This window comes from Mariniflexile sp. AS56 (assembly GCF_030552475.1).
In the GTDB taxonomy this organism is placed as follows: domain Bacteria; phylum Bacteroidota; class Bacteroidia; order Flavobacteriales; family Flavobacteriaceae; genus Mariniflexile.
Map to the genome: position 1 here is coordinate 47,691 of NZ_JAUPED010000015.1, position 22,213 is coordinate 69,903.

The 22,213-nt window shown below is 34.2% G+C and carries 18 protein-coding genes and 1 other RNA gene; 12 read left to right on the top strand and 7 right to left on the bottom strand.

Translation table 11 applies throughout. The features are described 5' to 3' along the window. Positions 1–15 precede the first annotated feature (15 nt). Positions 16–1,701, bottom strand: a complete 1,686-nt coding sequence (locus Q5N74_RS15750) for a M23 family metallopeptidase (protein ID WP_304389947.1) — start codon at positions 1,699–1,701, stop codon at positions 16–18. Between the two features lie 177 nt (positions 1,702–1,878). Here Q5N74_RS15750 and Q5N74_RS15755 point away from each other — a divergent pair, with 177 nt between their 5' ends. The 4 genes from Q5N74_RS15755 to rny all read left to right on the top strand — a co-directional run bounded on the left by Q5N74_RS15755 (position 1,879) and on the right by rny (position 4,276). Next, entirely contained in the window at positions 1,879–2,169 is a 291-nt protein-coding gene (locus tag Q5N74_RS15755; protein ID WP_304389948.1) for a hypothetical protein, read from the top strand. Between the two features lie 15 nt (positions 2,170–2,184). Continuing rightward, the gene (locus tag Q5N74_RS15760) at positions 2,185–2,478 is read left to right on the top strand and encodes a cell division protein ZapA (RefSeq protein ID WP_304389950.1); all 294 of its coding nucleotides are present in this window, start codon (positions 2,185–2,187) and stop codon (positions 2,476–2,478) included. Between the two features lie 57 nt (positions 2,479–2,535). Next, a non-coding RNA gene (gene ssrS, locus Q5N74_RS15765) (6S RNA) lies at positions 2,536–2,642 on the top strand. 59 nt (positions 2,643–2,701) lie between these two features. Beyond that, complete coding sequence (rny, locus tag Q5N74_RS15770; protein ID WP_304389951.1) at positions 2,702–4,276, top strand: ribonuclease Y; 1,575 nt, start codon at positions 2,702–2,704, stop codon at positions 4,274–4,276. A 72-nt stretch (positions 4,277–4,348) separates the two neighbouring features. Here rny and xerD read toward each other — a convergent pair whose 3' ends face one another. Beyond that, complete coding sequence (xerD, locus tag Q5N74_RS15775; protein ID WP_304389952.1) at positions 4,349–5,245, bottom strand: site-specific tyrosine recombinase XerD; 897 nt, start codon at positions 5,243–5,245, stop codon at positions 4,349–4,351. 168 nt (positions 5,246–5,413) lie between these two features. On the opposite strand from xerD, the gene aroQ reads away from it, so the two are divergent. Beyond that, positions 5,414–5,830 (top strand): type II 3-dehydroquinate dehydratase, encoded by a 417-nt coding sequence (aroQ, locus tag Q5N74_RS15780; protein ID WP_304389953.1) that lies wholly within the window; start codon positions 5,414–5,416, stop codon positions 5,828–5,830. 101 nt (positions 5,831–5,931) lie between these two features. After that, positions 5,932–6,396: a hypothetical protein gene (locus Q5N74_RS15785; protein ID WP_304389955.1), complete on the top strand. Its 465-nt coding sequence runs from the start codon at positions 5,932–5,934 to the stop codon at positions 6,394–6,396. Between the two features lie 64 nt (positions 6,397–6,460). Here the strand turns inward: Q5N74_RS15785 and lpdA are convergent, their stop codons facing one another. Further along, positions 6,461–7,837, bottom strand: coding sequence for a dihydrolipoyl dehydrogenase (gene lpdA, locus Q5N74_RS15790; RefSeq protein WP_304389956.1), 1,377 nt, complete (start codon positions 7,835–7,837; stop codon positions 6,461–6,463). A gap of 114 nt (positions 7,838–7,951) precedes the next feature. On the opposite strand from lpdA, the gene Q5N74_RS15795 reads away from it, so the two are divergent. Together Q5N74_RS15795 and Q5N74_RS15800 are read left to right on the top strand one after the other, a co-directional pair. Next, positions 7,952–9,235 carry an NAD(P)/FAD-dependent oxidoreductase gene (locus Q5N74_RS15795; RefSeq protein WP_304389957.1) on the top strand — a complete coding sequence of 428 codons (1,284 nt, stop codon included), beginning with the start codon at positions 7,952–7,954 and terminating at the stop codon, positions 9,233–9,235. Between the two features lie 95 nt (positions 9,236–9,330). Then, a complete protein-coding gene (locus Q5N74_RS15800) occupies positions 9,331–10,260 on the top strand; it encodes a nuclear transport factor 2 family protein (protein ID WP_304389958.1) in 930 nt (309 codons plus the stop codon). A gap of 55 nt (positions 10,261–10,315) precedes the next feature. On the opposite strand, the gene Q5N74_RS15805 is transcribed toward Q5N74_RS15800, so the two are convergent. Continuing rightward, positions 10,316–10,867: a DUF1572 family protein gene (locus tag Q5N74_RS15805; RefSeq protein ID WP_304389959.1), complete on the bottom strand. Its 552-nt coding sequence runs from the start codon at positions 10,865–10,867 to the stop codon at positions 10,316–10,318. Between the two features lie 56 nt (positions 10,868–10,923). Beyond that, positions 10,924–11,406 carry a peptide-methionine (R)-S-oxide reductase MsrB gene (msrB, locus tag Q5N74_RS15810; RefSeq protein WP_304389960.1) on the bottom strand — a complete coding sequence of 161 codons (483 nt, stop codon included), beginning with the start codon at positions 11,404–11,406 and terminating at the stop codon, positions 10,924–10,926. A gap of 142 nt (positions 11,407–11,548) precedes the next feature. On the opposite strand from msrB, the gene Q5N74_RS15815 reads away from it, so the two are divergent. Both Q5N74_RS15815 and Q5N74_RS15820 read left to right on the top strand, forming a co-directional pair. Then, positions 11,549–12,364 (top strand): M48 family metallopeptidase, encoded by an 816-nt coding sequence (locus Q5N74_RS15815; RefSeq protein WP_304389961.1) that lies wholly within the window; start codon positions 11,549–11,551, stop codon positions 12,362–12,364. Between the two features lie 73 nt (positions 12,365–12,437). Further along, positions 12,438–13,766, top strand: a complete 1,329-nt coding sequence (locus Q5N74_RS15820; protein ID WP_304389962.1) for an MFS transporter — start codon at positions 12,438–12,440, stop codon at positions 13,764–13,766. A 46-nt stretch (positions 13,767–13,812) separates the two neighbouring features. Here Q5N74_RS15820 and metE read toward each other — a convergent pair whose 3' ends face one another. Then, complete coding sequence (gene metE, locus Q5N74_RS15825) at positions 13,813–16,116, bottom strand: 5-methyltetrahydropteroyltriglutamate--homocysteine S-methyltransferase (protein ID WP_304389963.1); 2,304 nt, start codon at positions 16,114–16,116, stop codon at positions 13,813–13,815. 160 nt (positions 16,117–16,276) lie between these two features. Between metE and Q5N74_RS15830 the strand changes: the two genes are divergently transcribed. Then, entirely contained in the window at positions 16,277–16,738 is a 462-nt protein-coding gene (locus Q5N74_RS15830; protein ID WP_304389988.1) for an Lrp/AsnC family transcriptional regulator, read from the top strand. A gap of 76 nt (positions 16,739–16,814) precedes the next feature. On the opposite strand, the gene Q5N74_RS15835 is transcribed toward Q5N74_RS15830, so the two are convergent. Next, positions 16,815–19,361: an ATP-dependent Clp protease ATP-binding subunit gene (locus Q5N74_RS15835; protein ID WP_304389964.1), complete on the bottom strand. Its 2,547-nt coding sequence runs from the start codon at positions 19,359–19,361 to the stop codon at positions 16,815–16,817. Positions 19,362–19,620: 259 nt separating this feature from the next. On the opposite strand from Q5N74_RS15835, the gene gyrA reads away from it, so the two are divergent. Beyond that, on the top strand, positions 19,621–22,203 hold the full coding sequence (gene gyrA, locus Q5N74_RS15840; RefSeq protein ID WP_304389965.1) for a DNA gyrase subunit A: 2,583 nt from the start codon (positions 19,621–19,623) through the stop codon (positions 22,201–22,203). Positions 22,204–22,213 lie beyond the last annotated feature (10 nt).

Consider the following 22,213-nt stretch of genomic DNA (forward strand, 5'->3'; position numbering starts at 1 on the left):
GGCTGTGGTTAGGTGTTATTTCCTGAAAAATGTTGCTTCAAAAGTAGCACTATTTCCAACATTATCGGTTACTATTAGTTTAAAATCATTCTTAGTGTCGGTCACTGTACTGTCATTAAAATCATAAGTAAGTGTGTTGTTTTTGTACTCGTATTCCATTAAAATCCATTTGCCATTAATGGTGGCACGGTAATTTGAAATTCCAGAAAGGTTATCACTTATTCTCACTTTTAAAAACCTGTAATCGCTTAACCATTGGCCCTCTTTAAAATTTATAGGAGAAATAGAAGGTCGTGTTGTATCGGAAGCAAGCCCGTAGGAGCCCAGTGTTTTGGTGCTCGTTGTTAATATGTTTCCTTCTCTTTTTGTTGTGGAGTACGACGGGTATTTTCTAGAGCCAACTAATCGTGCTATAAACAATTGGTCTTTGTCTGCATCCTTATAATTACTAATGTCGTAGTTTATAGTGAAGTTTTTACGAGTAGGCATAACGTCTTGGTGCAGGGTTAGGGTGTCGTTGCTTACATCAAAATTCATATAGAAATCTTCATAAAAAGTGTTCGGGTAAAAATCAACAGACACATTACCCGATTTCAAATTGGTAGCTTGATTGGCTGTAATATAATAAGGTGTTGTCTTTTCAACTTTAGGGTTTGAAACGTTTGATTTTTTCCCTTTAATATTAATGGTTACAAAAGTTTCATTGTTTTTAAAGTCGGATACACGAATTTTATAAACAGTGGCAGTACTATCTTTCACTTCTAAAATACCATCATTTACAGTGGGTTTTAAAATACTTAGCGGATTATTCTTTTTATAAAGGCGTTGAATACGCTGTCTACTATTTATATAATGTTCATAATCAATAAACTGATTGATGCACGACGATTCATCAAAAGAAAATATGCTAAAATCGACTTCAAAGTTTTGGTTTCCATTTACAAACGTTTGAATGTTGTAAACGCCGTTAGAGTTGGCTGCCAAATCTTGTCTGTCTGTAGTTTCAACACCAAAACCAATGGCGCCAAAGGCTTCAATACTTTCAGTTGTATACTCACCGTTTTTTAAAGGAATAAGTCTTAGCTTTTGTTTGGAGCTCGATTTGTTTACAGAACCGTTTTCATCCAAAGCATAGGCATACACAGCGCTTACTATAGGGCGTGAATTGTCTTTAATATCAATACCAAAAAGCATGGGGTTTATAGGGCGTTCTTCTTTATCGCGAATTTCAAAATGTAAATGTGGGCCACCAGAGCCACCAGTATTTCCGCTATAGGCTACCAAGCTTCCCTTTGTTACGGGCAAGGTCTCTACACTAGGGAATAGTTCAATTTCATACGATTCTGCTTCGTATTGCTGCTTTTTAATATAAGCATCTATCTCGGGTGAAAAATTTTGTAAGTGCCCATAAACAGTGGTATAACCATTTGGGTGTGTTATGTACAAGGCTTTTCCGTAGCCGAAATGTGATAATTTTATTCGGCTAACAAAACCATCTGCGCAAGAAATTACTTTTAAGCCTTCACGTTGCTGGGTTTTTATGTCTAAGCCAGAATGAAAGTGGTTAGAACGAAGTTCGGCAAAAGTTCCAGATAATATGAGTGGAATTTCTAGCGGTGATGCAAAATAATCTTGTGGATAATTATTTTGAGCGTTGATTAATGTTGAGGAAACCAAAAGGAAATAAAGGATGAATCGCATATGTAAGTAGTTGCTGCTAAATTATTAATTAGTTATGAATGTGCAAAAGAATAAAACAAAAATTGAGCCATGGTATTGAATATGAGTGTAAACGAATTTTTTGAAATTTTATTAAAAAACAATTGTAATTTATAAGCAGGTATGTTAACTTTGTGAGATAAGTATTGAAATTTGTAAATGAGTAATATTGAAGATATTGTAGATTCTTTAGAAAACAAAATTAGCAAGGTATTACACAAACTAGAGCTTTTGAAGCTTGCGAACTTGAAACTGAATGAAGAATTAGAAGTTTCAAAGCAAGAAATTCAAAACCAAAAATTGTACATTGCAAGTTGGGAAGAGAAGTATGAAGCGCTAAAAATGGCAAATACAATACTTGGTAGTGACGAAAATAAAAGAGAAACTAAGCTTAAAATAAACGCATTAATTAGAGATATTGATCATTGTATTGCTCAACTATCTGATTAAGCAACATCATATTTAATGTCAGAAAAGCTTAAAATAAAGTTATCTATAGCTAATAGAGTGTATCCTTTAACTATTGATGCCAGTCAAGAAGAAGGCTTGCGTAAAGCGGCTAAGAAAATTGACGAGATGATTAAGCAATTTGAGCAAAGTTATTCGGTTCGAGATAAACAAGATGTGTTGGCCATGTGTGCCTTACAGTTTGCATCTCAAGTAGAACAGAAGTCTATGGATAAAGAGAGTGTAAGTGAGCATGTTGAAGAAAAACTAAATGCTTTAAACGATTTGTTACAATCTCAATTAGTCTCTTAAACGTTCTTTTAAATAAACTAAAAAGTTACTGCCTGCATTAGTTATTTTTTTTGATAAACTCAACGTTAATTCTTTAAAAAGGGTGAGTTTAAGTTGTAAAAGCAAGCTACCTTGAGTAGATCCTTGATCAGCTTGTTAGCCCTAAACTTGTTTTTAAGGAGTTTATACAAAACTTTAGACTGGTGTGGGCTTTTTTATATACAATTATTAACTAAACACAAGAATGGATAACTCAATTATATTGATTGCTGGGGGTGTATTATTAGGGCTTATAATAGGCTTTATTATAGCAAAAACCTTAGAGAAAAACAATGCTTCTAAACTAGTAAAGGAAGCTAGAAAGAATGCGACTTTAGTACTTAAAGAAGCGAATAGTGAAGGCGAGTCGATTAAAAAGGATAAAATTCTTCAAGCAAAAGAGAAATTTTTAGAGCTTAAAGCGGAACACGAAAAGGTTATTTTTTCACGTGATAAAAAAATGGCTGAAGTTGAAAAACGTATTCGTGATAAAGAATCTCAAATATCTAGCGAACTTGCTAAAACTAAAAAGCTAGGTGAAAATCTTGAAATTAAAGAGAAAGATTATAATCACAGATTAACAGTGATTGATAAAAAGCAAGAGGAAATAGACAGATTACACAAAAGCCAAGTACAACAACTTGAAGTTATTTCTAGCCTTTCAGCTGAAGAAGCTAAATCACAATTGGTGGAGTCTTTAAAAGGGGAAGCTAAAAGTGATGCGATGGCATACATTCAAAGCTCGATGGAAGAAGCCAAATTAACGGCGGAACAAGATGCTAAGAAAATCATTATAAATACGATACAGCGTATTGGTACAGAAGAAGCGGTTGATAACTGTGTATCTGTATTTAATATTGAATCTGATGATGTTAAAGGTCGTATTATTGGTCGTGAAGGTCGAAATATTCGTGCCATTGAAGCAGCAACAGGTGTAGAAATTATTGTTGATGATACTCCAGAAGCAATTATTCTATCTTGTTTTGATTCTGTTAGACGTGAAATTGCACGTTTGTCGTTACATAAATTAGTAACCGATGGTAGAATTCACCCAGCAAGAATTGAAGAAGTTGTAGAGAAAACTAAAAAACAAATTGAACAAGAAATTATAGAAGTAGGTAAGCGTACTGTTATAGATTTAGGAATTCACAATTTACATCCTGAACTTATTAAAATGGTAGGTAGAATGAAATATCGTTCATCTTACGGACAAAACTTATTACAACACTCGCGTGAAGTTGCTAAACTTTGTGGCGTTATGGCTGCTGAGTTAGGGTTGAACCCGAAATTGGCTAAACGTGCAGGTTTATTACACGATATAGGTAAGGTGCCAGATGCGGAAGCAGATATGGAAACCCCGCATGCTATTTTAGGTATGCAATGGGCTGAAAAATACGGTGAGAAAGATGAGGTATGTAATGCTATTGGAGCCCATCACGACGAGGTAGAAATGAAGTTTTTAATTTCGCCAATTATTCAAGTTTGTGATGCTATTTCAGGGGCACGTCCAGGAGCACGTCGCCAAGTTTTAGATAGCTACATTCAACGTTTAAAGGATTTGGAAGATATTGCTTTCGGATTTAATGGTGTGAAGAAAGCTTACGCAATTCAAGCAGGTAGAGAATTACGTGTTATTGTTGAAAGCGAAAAAGTAGACGACCAAAAGGCAGCCGATTTATCATTTAGTATTTCTCAAAAAGTACAAACTGATATGACGTATCCAGGTCAAGTTAAAGTAACTGTTATTAGAGAAACTAGAGCCGTAAATATAGCGAAGTAGTAAAATCTAATACTATCATATATTAAAAATCCAGCCTAGGCTGGATTTTTTAGTTTAGTCTAAAGTTCAAAGTTATTTCCTAGGATGATACTTTTCTACAACCTTGGTTAAATGACTTTTATCAAGATGAACATAAATTTCGGTAGTGGTAATGCTTTCGTGTCCTAACATAAGTTGTATGGATCTTAAATCGGCATTATTTTGTAATAGATGTGTTGCAAATGAATGCCTGAAGGTGTGTGGTGAAATGCTTTTTTTAAGCCCTATTTTTTCAGCTAATTGTTTTATAATGGTAAAAACCATGGCGCGTGTAAGTTGTTTGCCTCTTCGGTTTAAAAACAAGGTGTCTTCAAACCCAGGCTTAACAACCATATGGTTCCGAATTTGACTTCTATAAATATTAATATATTTTTGGGTTATGCCTATAATGGGTACAAAGCGTTGTTTATCACCTTTACCGGTTACTTTAATAAAGCCTTCTTCAAAAAATAAATCTGATATTTTAAGATTGGTAAGTTCGCTTACACGCAGTCCACAACCGTATAAAGTTTCGAGCATAGACCTGTTGCGTTCTCCTTCGGGTTTACTTAAATCAATAGCGTTAATTAGTTTATCAATTTCTTCTTCCGAAAGAGTATCAGGTAATTTTCGCCCTATTTTCGGTGATTCTATAAGTTCTAAAGGGTTAGATGTTATATAATCTTCAAATATCAAATAACTAAAAAAACTACGTAAGCCAGATATTAACCGCGACTGGGAGCGTGCATTTACAGCTTTGGCTGTTTCATAAATAAACTGTTGTATGGTGGCAGATTTTATGGAAATAGGCGATTCACTAATGCCATGTTCCTCCAAATAACCCATAAGTTTTTTAACATCAAGACTGTAATTAGCGATGGAGTTTTTGGATAAACCGCGTTCAATTTTCAAATATAATTGATAGTCTTTTAATGCGTTTTCCCATTTCATAAGTGTAAAAATAGCGGAAATTTTAGAACTTAGTAGAGATATTTGCGGTAACTAAATCTAGAAACTTAAATTTTTTATTTTTTATAAATTGAAGGAGCATGTTATTATGAAAAGGGGCAATATTTATATCTTCATCTTTTTATGCTTTTTTTTTAATACTTTTGAGTTATGAAGAAACTTATGATCATCAACGGGCCCAATTTAAATTTATTAGGAAAACGCGAACCAAATATTTATGGTAGTTTAACTTTTACCGAGTTTTTAGAAGAAGTTCAAGAGAAATACCCAAATGTTCAAATCAATTATTTTCAATCGAATATTGAAGGAGTGCTTATTGATAAATTACATGAAGTTGGTTTTAGTTTTGATGGCGTTATTTTAAATGCCGGTGCCTATACACACACTTCAATAGGTATTGGTGATGCTGTGAAGGGCATAGAAACACCCGTGGTTGAAGTTCATATTTCCAATACATTTGGTCGTGAAGAATTTAGACATCAGTCATTTATATCACCTAATGCGAAAGGGGTTATTCTTGGTTTTGGCTTGCAGAGCTATGAGTTGGCTATTCAAAGTTTTTTTTAGAGTAAATTTTTTATAATTTATTTGTGAGAATTTTAATAAGAGTGGATTTATATTTGTTTAATTGATCAAAACAGATTTACACTCGGAATAGAATTCAAATCATGAAAATTATAAATGTCATCATATTTATATTGTTTACCATTAGTCTGGTTGCTCAAGAAAATGAACAAGTAGATAGTTCGGTACATTCAAAAGGAGTTACCGAGGAAAAGGCTTCTCGTTTTGATGAAATTAAGATTAACAGCCATTGGGCTTTCAAACAAGGCATGGAAACAAGAACCGGTGGTGATTATGCCGTATTTGAATTTCCATTATTGTTAAAGTATAATATAACTAAAAAAGTAAGTTTTTTAATTGGCCCAAAATTGGATTTTTACACGAATAGTAAGGGGTTAGAAAGTGCTCCAGCAGTATTTGGAACCATGGGTATTCAATATGATATATCTGAAAGTTTTTTAATCGAAGCGAAGTTTAATTACAGGTTAACAGGAGATATACCAATAAATACAGACTATTCTTTTGGGTCTAAGAGTGCATTTACCTTAGGTTCAAAATTTAGGTTTTAAAATAAAAAAAGTTCCGATTTCTCGGAACTTTTTTTATTATCTAGAATTCTAAATATCTTTTTTTCTATAAATGAATTACTTCATCATAAGCAGCAGCAACAGCTTCCATAACCGCTTCACTCATAGTTGGGTGAGGATGTACTGTTTTTAATACTTCATGACCTGTAGTTTCTAATTTTCTACCTAAAACAGCTTCAGCAATCATATCGGTTACACCAGCACCAATCATGTGGCAACCTAACCATTCACCATATTTAGCATCGAAAATTACTTTTACAAAACCATCTTTAGTACCAGCAGCACTTGCTTTACCAGAAGCAGAGAATGGGAATTTACCAACTTTAATATCAAGTCCTTTCTCTTTTGCTTGCTTTTCAGTTAAACCAACACTAGCAATTTCAGGAGTACAGTAAGTACAACCTGGTATGTTTCCGTAGTCTAAAGCTTCAGCATGAAGTCCAGCAATTTTTTCAACACATAAAATACCTTCAGCAGAAGCAACGTGTGCTAAAGCTTGTCCAGGAGTTACATCGCCAATAGCGTAGTATCCTGGCATATTTGTTTGGTAAAAGCTATTTACTAAAATTTTATCTCTATCAACAACAATTCCAACATCTTCTAAACCAATGTTTTCAATGTTTGTTTTAATTCCAACAGCAGATAAAATAATATCAGCTTCTAAAACTTCTTCACCTTTACTCGTTTTAACAGTTGCTTTCACACCTTCACCAGATGTGTCTACTTTAATTACTTCAGCAGAAGTCATGATATTAATACCACTTTTCTTAAAAGATTTTTCTAATTGTTTAGATACGTCTTCATCTTCAACAGGTACAACATTCGGTAAATATTCTACTATGGTAACTTCAGTTCCCATAGAGTTGTAGAAATAAGCGAATTCAACACCAATAGCACCAGAACCTACAACAATCATTTTCTTTGGTTGGTTTGGTAAGCTCATCGCTTCTCTGTATCCAATTACTTTTTTACCATCTTGAGGTAAGTTAGGTAATTCACGAGAACGTGCTCCAGTTGCAATGATAATGTGGTCTGCACTGTATTCAGTACCATCAACATCTATTTTTTTGCCTGGTTTAATTTTACCATAACCTTTAATAACGTCTATTTTGTTTTTCTTCATTAAAAACTCAATACCCTTACTCATACCATTAGCAACACCACGGCTACGGTCTACAACAGCATTAAAATCTTTGTCGTATTCTGTAATAGTTAAGCCATAATCGCTTGCATGTTTTAAATACTCAAATACTTGAGCAGATTTTAGTAATGCTTTCGTAGGGATACATCCCCAGTTTAAACATACACCACCAAGGTTTTCTTTTTCAACAACAGCGGTTTTAAAACCTAATTGCGACGCTCTAATAGCTGTAACATAACCACCAGGACCACTTCCAAGAACAATAATATCGTATTTACTCATGAGATTTTTTTAATCGTTATTTCAAGCTACGAATTTACGAAACCTAATTTGAATAAAGAATTTAGAATCCTATAAATTTATATCTTTTATTACCTTTGTTTTAAGATTTACCTTATGAATATACCAAGAACAAGTTTTCCTCGCGTGGTGATTATAGGTGGTGGTTTTGCCGGGGTTGCTTTGGCAAGAAAACTATCTAAACAAGAAGTACAAGTCGTTTTACTTGATAAAAACAACTATCACACATTTCAACCACTTCTTTATCAGGTTTCTACAGGTGGCTTGGAACCTGATTCTATTGCGTATCCAATTCGGAAAATTTTAAAGGATTTTCCCAATTTTCATTTTAGATTGGCAAATGTTGAAGAAATAAATACGCTTGAAAACAAGGTTTTAACCGATATAGGGGAGCTTAAATTTGACTATTTAGTGGTTGCTTCAGGTGCTGTAACTAATTATTTTGGTAATTCTGAAATAGAAAAAAACAGTATGGCGATGAAAACCATACCTGAATCGCTGAATTTAAGAAGTTTAATTCTTGAAAATTTTGAAGAAGCCTTATTAACGTCCGATTTAAACGAACGCAATGCCCTTATGAATTTTGTTATTGTAGGTGGCGGACCAACAGGCGTAGAGTTAGCAGGGGCTTTGGCCGAAATTAAAAAAGGTATTTTACCTAAAGATTATCCTGATTTAGATACACGTTTGGCGCAAATACATATCATTCAATCTAGTAATTGTATTTTAAAGGGGATGAGTGATCAGGCATCTGAAAAAGCTGAAGACTTTCTAGAAAAGCTAGGAGTAAACGTTTGGAAAAACGTAAGAGTGACCAATTATGATGGAAAAACAGTCACTACAAATACCGATTTAACCTTCGAAACCGCCACCTTAGTCTGGGCAGCAGGAGTAAAGGGAGCGACTATAAAGGGCTTAGATGCAGGCGATTTAATTACCAAAGGTGCACGGCTTTTAGTAAATGAGTTTAGTCAAGTAAACGGGTTTCAAAATATTTTTGCGGTAGGCGATATCGCCAATATGGTCACCAATGAGTTCCCTAATGGTTTACCCATGATGGCGCAACCGGCCATTCAACAAGGAAAACAATTAGGCGAAAACATGGTTCGGTTAATAGATAACCAGCCCATGCTTCCTTTTGTTTACAATGATAAAGGCGCTATGGCAACTATTGGGCGTAATAAAGCCGTTGTAGATTTGCCAAAGTTTAAATTTCAAGGAGCTTTCGCATGGTATGTTTGGATGTTTATACACCTTTTTTTCTTAATTGGTTTTAGAAATCGCATGATAGTTTTTATAAATTGGGTATATAATTATGTGCGTTTTGATAGAGAAGCCCGTTTAATTATAAGGCCTTATAAGAAGCGTTTAAAGAAATAAATAATTTTTAATTCTAATAAAATTTATTTTAATTCATTGAATGTCAGTCGTTTTTGATTAAATTTAAAGATATAATCAACTAAATTTTATTAAAAATGAAAAAACAAGCAATCTTGATAATGCTGCTGTTTACAGTTGTCATGTACTCTCAAAAGAAAAAAAACGGGACTATTTACAGTGAGCATCCTGCCATTACCGTTGTAGAAGCTATGCAGCAAGCCTTTATAAAAGGTGATACGGCTAAAGTTTCAAATTATTTAGCAAAGGAATTTCGAGCTATTAATGGTATGAACTCCAATCCAGATTCTAAAGGATCGGATAAAAAAGCGTTTTTAAATCAATCAATTTTTTGGAATGACAATGCTTCATATTTAAGCATTAAACGTAGTGGTGAAGCGTATCCAGATGCTTTAGAGTATGATAAAAGTGGCACTTGGGTTCAAACTTGGGACTATCTTAGAGGTATTCATAGTAAAACCGGAGTTAAGTTAGACATGCAATTACACAGGTTGTTTATTGTTAATAAGGATAATAAAATTGCGCGAATGATTAGTTATGATGATGGTTCCGTTTTTGATGAAATTCGAAATGGTTTTGCTTCAAGAACCAATGGAACTATTTATAACCAACATGAAAACATTAATAAAGTAAGAATGATGATGGGGGCTTTGGAACATGGAGATGTTGATAAAGGGTTTAGTTTTTTTGCTGAAAACGCCCAATTCACTAACTTAGATATGGGTAAAGATGAATCTTATACCGTAGCTGAAGAGAAAGTAGCGTTTAAAAAAATGTTAGAAAGTTATACTATTGAAAGTTTTGATGTTGTAGGATATCCCGATTATTTAGAATATGAAATAGGTAATGGTAAAGTCGTGCAATCATGGTGGAATGCGCGATTTATTCGAAAATCGGATGGGAAAAAAGTTCAAATGCCCGTTATGCTAACCCATGATTTTAATGATGAAGGACTCATTACTCGTGAAATAGGCTATTATACAACCCGATTGTTGCAAGCCAAATAATAATTTAATTTTATATAAAAACGCCTTTAATAATTTTTAAAGGCGTTTTTTGTTGTTATAAATCATCCGTAAAATGGCGTCTGCCTTTTTCTTTATTAAATTTTTCTTCGTTGTATTTTGTAGAATTGCCCTTGGGAATAGATAAAGACTGCCATTGTGCATCTTTTAAAAGTTTCCCTAAAAACACCATTTGCCCAATGTGGTAGGGGTAATGCGCTAATTGTCTGTTAATAGCTTCGGTTACTGTGTGTCCTTCGTTTCGAATATAAATGATACGCTCTAAATCTTCCTCTTTTAAAGATTTTAAAGTACTAAATAAACATAACCAAGCACTTTCCCAGGAAGCTATTACATCTTCTTTTGAAGCGTAAGTGTCTTCAAATTCGGCCTCGCGATGGCGCCAAGATTTCTCGCCATCTTCTGTTAGAAAATTGGTCCAACGGCTTAACATGTTGCCTACTATGTGTTTTGAAATCACAGAAATAGAATTCGAAGCTTCATTACTTTGCCATTGCATTTCTTCAAAAGTCAATTGGTTAAAAGTTTTATCACCTAAACTTTTATAATATTCAAATTGCTTAATAACGCTTATTAAATAGCTTTCCATATTCTATATAAAACATTTTAAAGTACAATGCTAAAAAACAGTTGGCTCAAAATAAATTATTCAGAAATAAATTTTAACGCCACACCATTTATACAGTGTCTTTTTCCAGTAGTATTTTTTGGACCATCATTAAAAACGTGCCCTAAATGGCCGCCACAAGTGGCACAATGTTCCTCATCTCTCGAATATCCTAAATTGCTATCGGTACCAAAAGCAACGTTACCTTTTATTTCTCTATCAAAACTTGGCCAACCTGTACCCGAATCGAATTTGTATTCACTTTCAAATAATGGTGTGTCGCATGCCGCACAAACATAGGTGCCTTTTTTGTAGTTTTTATTTAAAGGACTAGAAAAAGGACGTTCTGTACCTGCTTTACGAAGCACATAAAATTGAGATTCAGAAAGTTCTTTCTTCCATTCTGCTTCTGTTTTTGTAACAGTATAGCTGTTTTTATCTGATTTTTTATCGTCTTTTTGCGCATTTCCTTTACAACTTATAACTAGAAGCGCCAGGCATAAAATTAGTATTCTATTCATTATCTTTTTTTTAGTAGGTCGGAATTTATTAGAAAACATAACATATTAGCTAAAATGTTAATTATAGAAAATAAATATAAAATAGTGTAAAAAACTAAAGGTACAATTTTCGTATTTTTATACCATATTTAAAACAATTAAGATGAAACTGAAAAATATACTTTTAATATTAGGAACTGTAGGGTTGATTGTGTCGTGCGCAACAAATCCTTTTACAGGAAAAAAAACGATGGCCTTGGTGCCAAATTCACAATTATTTCCAACAGCCTTTGCTCAATACGATCAATTCTTATCTGAAAATAAAGTGCTTAAAGGCACTTCAGATGCTGCGATGGTAACCAGAGTAGGGCAGAAAATAGCAGTAGCTGCAGAGCGTTGGTTAAATGCCAACGGCAATGTTGGTTATTTAAACGATTATAAATGGGAGTATAATTTAGTAGATGATAATACAGTAAATGCTTGGTGTATGCCAGGAGGAAAAATTGTAGTTTATACAGGTATTTTACCAATTGCAAAGGGAGAAACTGGGTTGGCTGCTATTATGGGGCATGAGGTAGCACACGCTTTAGCAAACCATGGACAACAACGTATGAGTGCTGCTTATGTACAACAAGGTGTTGCTATTGCTGGGAATGTAGCTATTAAAGATGAGCAATCTAGAAATGCTTTCAACCAATATTATGGTATAGGTTCTCAAGTAGGGTTAATGCTGCCTTTTAGTCGATCGCATGAAACGGAAGCCGATCAAATAGGATTGTATTTAATGGCGATTGCTGGTTACAATCCAGAAGAAGGTGCTGAACTTTGGAAGCGTATGAGTGCGCAAAGTAGCGGACAAGCACCACCAGAATTATTAAGTACACACCCATCAAACGATTCCAGAATTGCAAATCTTACCGCTTTAGCTCCTAGAGCTAAGGAAGAAGCTGCTAAATTTGGAGTGACATCCTTTAGATAATGGTTTCTTAAGACGAAATTCAAAAATATTTACTTACTTTGAAGCTGCTCATAAAAAGAGCAGCTTTTTATTTATGGCAACTTTAGAAAAAGGAAGCAAAAAACTTCTTAATGCTTGGGCGTTTTACGATTGGGCAAATTCGGTTTATACCTTAACAATTGCTTCTTCTATATTTCCACTTTTTTACTCTTCATTGTTTAAATCTAAAACGGAATTGGTTTCTGCTTTTGGCTTTGAAATGAAACAAACTGTGTTAATAGAAATAATAACAGCATTCACATTTTTGGTCGTAGCAATTTCTTCTCCTATATTATCTGGTATTTCTGATTATATAGGAAATAAAAAGAATTTCATGAAATTCTTTTGTTATTTAGGAGGCTTCGGCTGTGTTGGTCTGTATTTTTTTGATTTAAACTTCATTCATATAAGTATACTGTTCTATTTTATGGGACTAATAGGGTATTGGGGGAGTTTGGTGTTTTATAATTCCTATTTACCTGATATAGCATTTCCCGAACAACAGGATGGTATCAGTGCTAAAGGTTTTTCAATGGGATATATTGGAAGTGTTTTGTTATTAATACTAAATCTGGCTATGGTTATGAAACCTGAATGGTTTGGTTTTGATATTGGTTTAACGGAAGAAGATAAAAATACGGCTTCAATTAAGGCAATGAAAACTTCATTTATAACTGTAGGGATTTGGTGGGTTTTGTTTAGTCAATATTCATTTTATTGGTTGCCAAAAGGAACTTCAAAAGGGCATAAAGTGACTAAAGCTGTCTTGTTTAATGGATTGAAAGAATTGAGAGGGGTTTGGAAACAATTGAAGCAAAATTCTCGGTTAAAGCGTTATTTGTATGCCTTTTTTGTTTTTAGTATGGCTGTACAAACAATTATGCTAATGGCTGTTTATTTTGGTGAAAAAGTAATTTTGTGGACATCTGAGGGAGAAAAAACAATTGGGTTAATAGGTAGTATTTTAGTGATTCAGTTAGTCGCAATTTTAGGAGCTATTTTAACGTCAAGAGCATCATCGAAATTCGGGAATATAAATACGTTAATTGTAGTTAATTTTATCTGGATGTGTCTTTGTATATATGCTTATTTTATGGAAACTCCTTTTCAGTTTTATATAGCAGCAAGTATAGTTGGACTAGTAATGGGGGGTGTGCAGGCTCTAGGGCGCTCAACTTATTCAAAATTTTTGCCTGAAACAGATGATACAACATCGTATTTTAGTTTTTATGATGTTGCTGAAAAAATAGGTATTGTAATTGGTATGATTATTTTTGCTATTGTAGATCATCACCGATCGATGCGAGATGCTATTTTATTCCTATTTGTTTTCTTTTTGATAGGCATCATTTTATTATTCAGAGTGCCCAAAACGAATAATTAAACCTGAACTCTAACAAGTTTTAAGTAGAGTTCAGGTTTTAGAATAGTTAAACTAGTGTCAATTCTTTTTTTCTCAAGTTTGAAGCTGCTTTCACTAAATTCTTTAGAGCTTCTTTTGTTTCTGGCCAATCTCTGGTTTTTAAACCACAATCGGGGTTTACCCAAATATGTTGGTTGGGCAATACATTTTTAGCTTTGGTTAATAGGGCTTCAATTTCTTCTAAGGAAGGTACTCTTGGTGAGTGAATATCATAAACGCCGGGTCCAATTTCATTAGGGTATTTAAAGTTTACAAAAACATCTAATAATTCCATTTCAGATCGTGAAGTTTCAATGGTTATAACGTCAGCATCCATATCGGCAATACTCGAAATAATATCATTAAATTCAGAATAACACATGTGGGTATGTATTTGTGTTTCGTCTTTTACACCACTTGCCGAAATCCTAAAGGCCTTCACAGCCCAATTTAAGTAATGAAGCCATGCTTCTTTTCTTAAAGGTAAACCTTCTCGAATGGCAGGTTCGTCTATTTGAATTATTTTTAATCCGTTTTTTTCCAGATCTACAACTTCATCTCTAATAGCTAAAGCAATTTGGTTACAGGTAGTTGCTCTGGGCTGGTCGTTTCTAACAAAAGACCATTGTAAAATAGTAACAGGCCCTGTTAACATGCCTTTTACAGGTATGTTGGTTAAGCTTTGTGCGTAGGTAGACCATGCTAAGGTCATAGGGTTTTCGCGAGACACATCACCAAATAAAATAGGTGGTTTTACACAACGGCTCCCGTAGCTTTGTACCCAACCGAAATCGCTGAAGGCAAACCCGTTTAGTTTTTCTCCAAAATATTCAACCATATCGTTACGTTCAAATTCACCATGAACAAGTACATCCAGACCAATTTTTTCTTGAAAACGAATGGAATCTTCTATTTCTTTAGCAATTAACGCATCATAAGCGTCTTGCGACAATAATCCTTTTTTATATTTTAATCGCCAGCTTCTTACTTCTTTGGTTTGCGGAAAGGAGCCAATAGTTGTGGTGGGGTATAAAGGTAATTTTAACGCAGCTTTTTGAGTTGCCTGCCTAATTGAAAAACTATTTTCGCGATGGCTATCGGTTTCTTTAAGTTGCGAGATGCGTTCCTTTACGTTTTGGTTATGAATAAGTTTTGAGTTTTTTCGGGTGAGGTTAGCTAGTTTATTTTCTTCATAAAGGGACAAATGCGCCTCGTTATCTGAAGAAGATAGCGCTTGAAGGGTCGTTATTTCTTCCAACTTTTGTTTTGCAAAGGCGAGCCATTGTTTTATTTCAGCTTGTAAGTTAGTTTCCAAATCTAAATCATAAGGCACATGAAGTAGGGAACAAGATGCAGAAATCCATAAGTTTTCTGGTTGGATGTGATGTGTCGCTTTTTGAATGATTTTTAAAGACGCTTCAAAATCGTTTTTCCAAATATTCCTTCCATCTACAAGACCCAATGCTAATTTTGTTTTCTTGTTGTAATGTTTAGATTCTAAAATATCGTCTAGTTGCGATGGGCATCTAACTAAATCTAAATGCAAGGTGTCTACAGGAAGTTGTAATGCTGTTTCTAAATTTTCACCATAACAATCAAAATAATTGGCTAAATATACTTTTAACTTCGGAAACTTGGTATGAATGGTGCCGTAAGTCGTTTTTATTGCCTCACGTTCATTTTCTGAAAGGTTAAGGGCTAAACAAGGTTCGTCAAACTGAATGTATTCAACATCCAAAATTGTTAATTCTTCAATTATTTCAAAATAAACAGGAAGTAATTTATCTAGTAAATCGAGTCTATTAAAACCTGCTGTTTTTTCTTTACCTAATAATAAAAAAGTTACGGGACCAATTAATACGGGTTTGGTTTTAATACCTATAGCTAAGGCTTCTTTATATTCTTCTATAATTTTTCTAGAAAAGAATTCAAAACTCTGGTCTTTTTCAAATTCAGGCACGATATAGTGGTAGTTGGTGTCAAACCATTTTGTCATTTCCATGGCAGTGACATCTAAATGCTCTTTTTGGTGACCTCTGGCCATAGCGAAATACAATTCAAGACTCTTAGTTTTATCAAAATTACTGTAACGTTTTGGGATGCATCCAAAAGTTAAGCAAGCATCTAATACTTGGTCGTATAAAGAAAAATCGTTTGATGGGATTAAATCAATTCCAAGTTCCTGTTGTTGGATCCAGTTTTGTTTTTTTAGTTCCGAAGCTGTTTTTAATAAGGTGTCTTGGTCAATTTTTCCAGACCAAAAGGCTTCATTGGCTTTTTTTAGTTCACGTTGGCTTCCAATTCTTGGGTACCCTAAAATGGTGGTTTTCATAATGTATTTGTTAGATTTTATAGCTGGTCAAAATTATATTTAAAGAATAAAATATTATAATTACGGTGTTTATTTGGTGGTATTACCTAATTTTGAATTTAATTGTAGATTTATAATCTTTTAATTTGAAGAAATGATACGCTCTATAGAAAATAATTCTGTGAATTTTTTAGATGAAATTGATATTCGCATCTTAAAATTGTTGCAAAGCAAGTCTAATTTAACAACGAAGGAATTGGCGGCTAAAGTAAACCTATCAACAACGCCCGTTTTTGAACGGGTAAAAAAATTAGAAAAGGGTGGTTATATTAAAAATTATATAGCAGTTTTAGATGCTGAAAAGTTGAATAGAGGCTTGATGGTTTTTTGCAATATTAGGTTGAAGGAACATACGCGAGAGATTGGGAACCAATTTGTTAAAGACATTCTTTCTTTAGAAGAAGTCACCGAATGTTATAATATTTCGGGCGATTATGATTTTTTTCTTAAAATCTTGGTGAGTGATATGAAATCGTACCAAAATTTTGTCTTGAATCACTTGGGGAGTTTACAAAATATAGGAAGTGCTCATAGCACATTTGTTATGGGAGAAATTAAAAACTCGTACGCCATTCCTATTTAAAATTAGGTGACGTCTTGGCATAAAAAAAACTCGAAAAGTTATTTTCGAGTTTTTTTTATTGTTTAGCAGTATTTTTTTAAGACTCTGCAGGTTTTTCAGCTTTCTCAATACTTATTTTAAGTTCTTGAGAAGCGTCGTCTAAATCGATATTAATACTATCACCAACGCCAATATGCGAGGTGATAATTTCTTCAGCTAAAGCATCTTCAACATATTTTTGAATCGCTCTTTTTAGAGGTCTTGCACCATATTGTTTATCGAAACCTTTGTCTGCAATATAATCTTTGGCCTTATCGCTAAGGTTTAAGTTATAGCCTAAATCTTTAATTCTTAAAAGAAGTTTACCTAATTCAATATCAATAATTTTATTGATGTCTTCTTTTTCTAAAGGATTAAATACAACCACATCGTCAATTCTATTTAAAAACTCTGGGGCGAACGATTTTTTCAAAGCATTTTCAATAACACTTTTAGCATTGGCATCTTCTTGTGCTTTCTGTGAAGCGGTTCCAAAACCAATTCCAGTACCAAAATCTTTAAGTTTACGAGCTCCAATATTAGAGGTCATAATGATGATGGTGTTTCTAAAATCTATTTTTCTTCCTAAACTATCGGTTAAATAGCCATCGTCAAGCACTTGAAGTAGCATGTTAAATACATCTGGATGTGCTTTTTCAATTTCATCTAATAGAATAACTGCATAGGGTTTGCGTCTCACTTTCTCAGTTAATTGCCCACCTTCTTCGTAACCAACGTATCCTGGAGGTGCTCCAACTAATCTAGAAATCGCGAATTTTTCCATGTATTCACTCATGTCTATTCGAATCAGTGAATCTTCACTGTCAAACAATTCACGAGACAACACCTTAGCTAACTGCGTTTTACCTACACCTGTTTGCCCTAAAAATATAAATGAACCAATGGGCTTGTTTGGGTCTTTAAGTCCAGCACGGTTACGTTGAATGGCTTTAACAACCTTAGCAACCGCTTCGTCTTGACCAATAACTTTGCCTTTAATAAGAGTTGGTAGTTCGGCTAATTTATTGATTTCTGTTTGAGCAATTCTATTTACAGGAATGCCTGTCATCATAGAAACTACATCGGCCACATTGTCTTCAGTTACAACTTCACGGTGTTGTTTGGTGTCTTCTTCCCATTTTTCTTGAGCAATTGCTAATTCTTTTTCAATGCGTTTTTCATCATCTCTAAGCTTCGCAGCTTCCTCGTATTTTTGCTTTTTAACAACCGAATTTTTGGTTTCCTTTACGGTTTCCAGTTGTTTTTCAAGTTCTATAATTTGTTTAGGCACCTCAATATTCGTGATGTGAACGCGCGATCCAGCTTCATCTAAAGCGTCAATAGCTTTGTCTGGTAAGAAACGCTCTGTCATGTATCTATTGGTTAATTTTACACAAGCTTCAATAGCTTCTGGTGTATAATCAACATTGTGATGCTCTTCGTATTTAGCTTTAATATTGTTAAGAATCTCAATAGTTTCTATAACCGTTGTAGGCTCTACAATTACTTTTTGAAAACGACGTTCTAAAGCGCCATCTTTTTCGATATATTGGCGGTATTCATCTAAAGTTGTAGCACCAATACATTGTATTTCGCCACGAGCTAAAGCAGGTTTAAACATGTTAGAAGCGTCTAAACTTCCAGTGGCGCCACCAGCACCAACAATGGTGTGAATTTCATCTATAAATAAAATAACATCGTCATTTTTTTCCAGTTCATTCATAACCGCTTTCATGCGCTCTTCAAACTGGCCACGGTATTTAGTTCCAGCAACTAAGCTTGCTAAATCTAAAGTCACAACACGTTTGCCAAAAAGAATTCGAGAGACTTTTCGTTTTACAATACGAAGTGCTAAACCCTCGGCGATGGCAGATTTGCCGACACCTGGTTCTCCAATTAAAAGCGGATTGTTTTTCTTTCTTCTACTTAAAATTTGTGAAACACGTTCAATTTCTTTTTCTCTACCAACCACTGGGTCCAGTTTACCTTCTTCTGCCATGGCAGTTAAGTCGCGTCCAAAATTATCTAAAACAGGTGTTTTAGATTTTTTGTTCGTCTTGCTTGTTGGTGTACTAAAAATGTCTTTAGAGCTATCGTCATCTGTATGTGAATCATCGTCCTGAAACGATTCTGCCTTTGGCTCGATATAGTCGTTGTCGTTTGTTATCATAAGTTTAAATTGTTCTTTAACGTTGTCATAATCAACTTTTAGCTTATTTAAAAGCTTGGTAGTGGGGTCGTTCTCATTTCTTAATATACAAAGTAGTAAATGAGCTGTATTTATAGAGGTACTTTGAAATAATTTGGCTTCTAAAAAGGTTGTTTTTAAAGCGCGTTCTGCCTGCCTAGTAAGGTGTAGGTTCTTTTTTTGGTTGGAAGCTACTGAAATACTTGGGTTTGCAGGGCTTAATATTTCTACTTTCCGTCTGAGATGGTTTAAATCTACATCCAAAGCATTTAAAATATTTATAGCCTTACCATCGCCGTCACGTAAAAGTCCCAGCATTAAATGTTCGGTCCCGATAAAATCGTGGCCTAATCGAAGTGCTTCTTCTTTACTGTAAGCAATTACATCTTTTACTCTTGGGGAAAAATTATCATCCATATCAGTGTCCTTTCTGCATTAAAAATACTAAAACATTTTACTAAAGGCAAAAACTATACCCTAAAATGTGTGAAAGTTGCTAATTGACGAAAAAATCTTTATAAAATCAAAATTTTTGGCAGCATATTTATTAACGATTGAAGTATGACTTATTGTTAATAAAAAACATGAAAAAATGGATTATTATGATGTATGGTGACTATTGAAATACGTATATTAGCATGTTTTGAAAAACTCATAAAACTTAATTAAATTATTTATGGCAGAAGGAGAGAAATTGATCCCTATTAATATTGAAGATGAGATGAAAACGGCTTACATTGATTATTCAATGTCGGTCATCGTGTCACGTGCTTTACCAGATGTAAGAGATGGGTTAAAACCAGTTCATAGACGTGTACTTTTCGGTATGCACGAACTAGGTATTAGAGCAACAGGCGCACATAAAAAGTCGGCTAGAATAGTTGGAGAAGTTTTAGGTAAGTATCACCCACATGGCGATACATCGGTTTACGATGCTATGGTACGTATGGCTCAAGAATGGAGTTTGCGTTATATGTTAGTGGATGGCCAAGGTAACTTTGGTTCTATAGATGGTGATAGTCCAGCAGCAATGCGTTATACCGAGGCGCGTATGCGTAAAATATCGGAGGATATGTTGGCAGATATTGACAAGGAAACTGTCGATCATAAATTGAATTTTGATGATACCTTGCAAGAACCAACCGTACTACCAACCCGTATTCCTGGGCTTTTAGTCAATGGAGCTTCTGGTATTGCAGTAGGTATGGCAACTAATATGCCACCTCACAATTTAACCGAGGTTGTTAATGGTACCATTGCTTATATTGAAGATAACGATATAGAAATAGACGAGTTAATAAAACACGTTAAAGCACCAGATTTTCCAACAGGAGGTACTATTTATGGGTACGATGGTGTTAAAGAAGCATTCCATACAGGTAGAGGTCGAATTGTAATACGCGGAAAAGCTAATATTGAAGAAGTTCAAGGGCGTGAGTGTATTATTGTAAACGAAATACCTTACCAAGTTAATAAAGCAGAAATGATTAAAAAGACTGCAGACTTGGTAAACGAGAAAAAATTGGAAGGTATCGCGACTATTCGTGATGAGTCTGATAGAAATGGTATGCGTATTGTTTACGTTTTAAAACGTGATGCTATACCAAACATCGTTCTTAATAAATTATACAAATACACGGCATTACAATCGTCGTTTAGTGTAAATAATATTGCGCTGGTAAAAGGGCGTCCACAGCTTTTAAACTTAAAAGAGCTTATTCATTATTTTGTTGAGCATAGACATGAAGTTGTTGTAAGACGTACTACCTATGAATTGCGTAAAGCTGAAGAGCGTGCTCATATTTTAGAAGGATTAATTATTGCATCAGATAATATTGATGAAGTAATTGCCATTATTAGAGCGTCTTCAAATGCAGATGAAGCAAGAGAAAATTTAATAAAACGTTTCGAACTTTCAGAAATTCAAGCACGAGCTATTGTAGAGATGCGTTTGCGTCAACTTACAGGCTTAGAGCAAGATAAATTACGTTCTGAATATGATGAGATCATGAAAACCATCATCGACTTAAAAGATATCTTAGAGAAGAAAGACCGTCGAATGCAAATCATTAAAGACGAGTTAGTTGTTGTAAGAGATAAATATGGTGATGAGCGTCGTTCTATAATTGAATATGCGGGTGGCGATTTAAGTATTGAAGACATGATTCCAGATGAAAAAGTAGTTATTACTATTTCTCATGCAGGTTATATAAAGCGTACTTCATTATCAGAATACAAAACTCAAAATAGAGGTGGTGTTGGTCAAAAAGCATCTACCACTAGAAATGAAGATTTCTTAGAGCATTTATTTGTTGGTACCAACCACCAATACATGTTATTCTTCACTCAAAAAGGAAAATGTTTCTGGATGCGTGTTTATGAAATTCCAGAAGGTAGTAAAACATCTAAAGGACGCGCCATTCAAAATTTAATAAATATCGAACAAGACGATACTGTTAAGGCGTTTATTTGTACACAAGATCTTAAAGATGAAGCGTATATAAACAGTCATTACGTTATTATGGCTACGAAACAAGGTCAAGTTAAAAAGACTTCTTTAGAGCAATATTCACGTCCAAGAACAAACGGTATTAACGCCATTACTATTAAGGAAGACGATATTTTATTAGAAGCACGTTTAACAACTGGTGAAAGCCAAGTCATGTTAGCGCTTAAATCTGGTAAAGCCATTCGTTTTGAGGAAGCTAAAACACGCCCAATGGGTCGTAGTGCATCAGGAGTAAGAGGTATTACGCTTGCAGATGAAAACGATGAAGTAATTGGTATGGTAACTATTGATAATCCTCAGGAGGAATCAGTATTAGTAGTTTCGGAAAATGGTTATGGTAAACGTACATATATTGATGATCCAGAAGATGGTGAGCCAGTTTATAGAATTACCAACCGTGGTGGAAAAGGTGTAAAAACCATTTCTATTACAGAAAAAACAGGTAAATTAGTTGCTATTAAGAGCGTTACAGATAATGATGATTTAATGATTATCAATAAATCTGGTATCGCCATTAGGTTAGATATTAAAAATTTAAGAGTGATGGGTAGAGCTACTCAAGGTGTTAAATTAATCAACCTTAAAAACAACGACTCTATTGCTGCGGTTGCAAAAGTGATGCATGATGAAGATGAAGTTGTAGAAATTGAAGAAGGTGAAGAAGGCGTGGAAGGTGCTGAAAACACTGATGCTCCAGACGATGGCACAACTATTGATACTAACTTAGACGAAAATAACTCAGAAAATTAAATTTAAAACT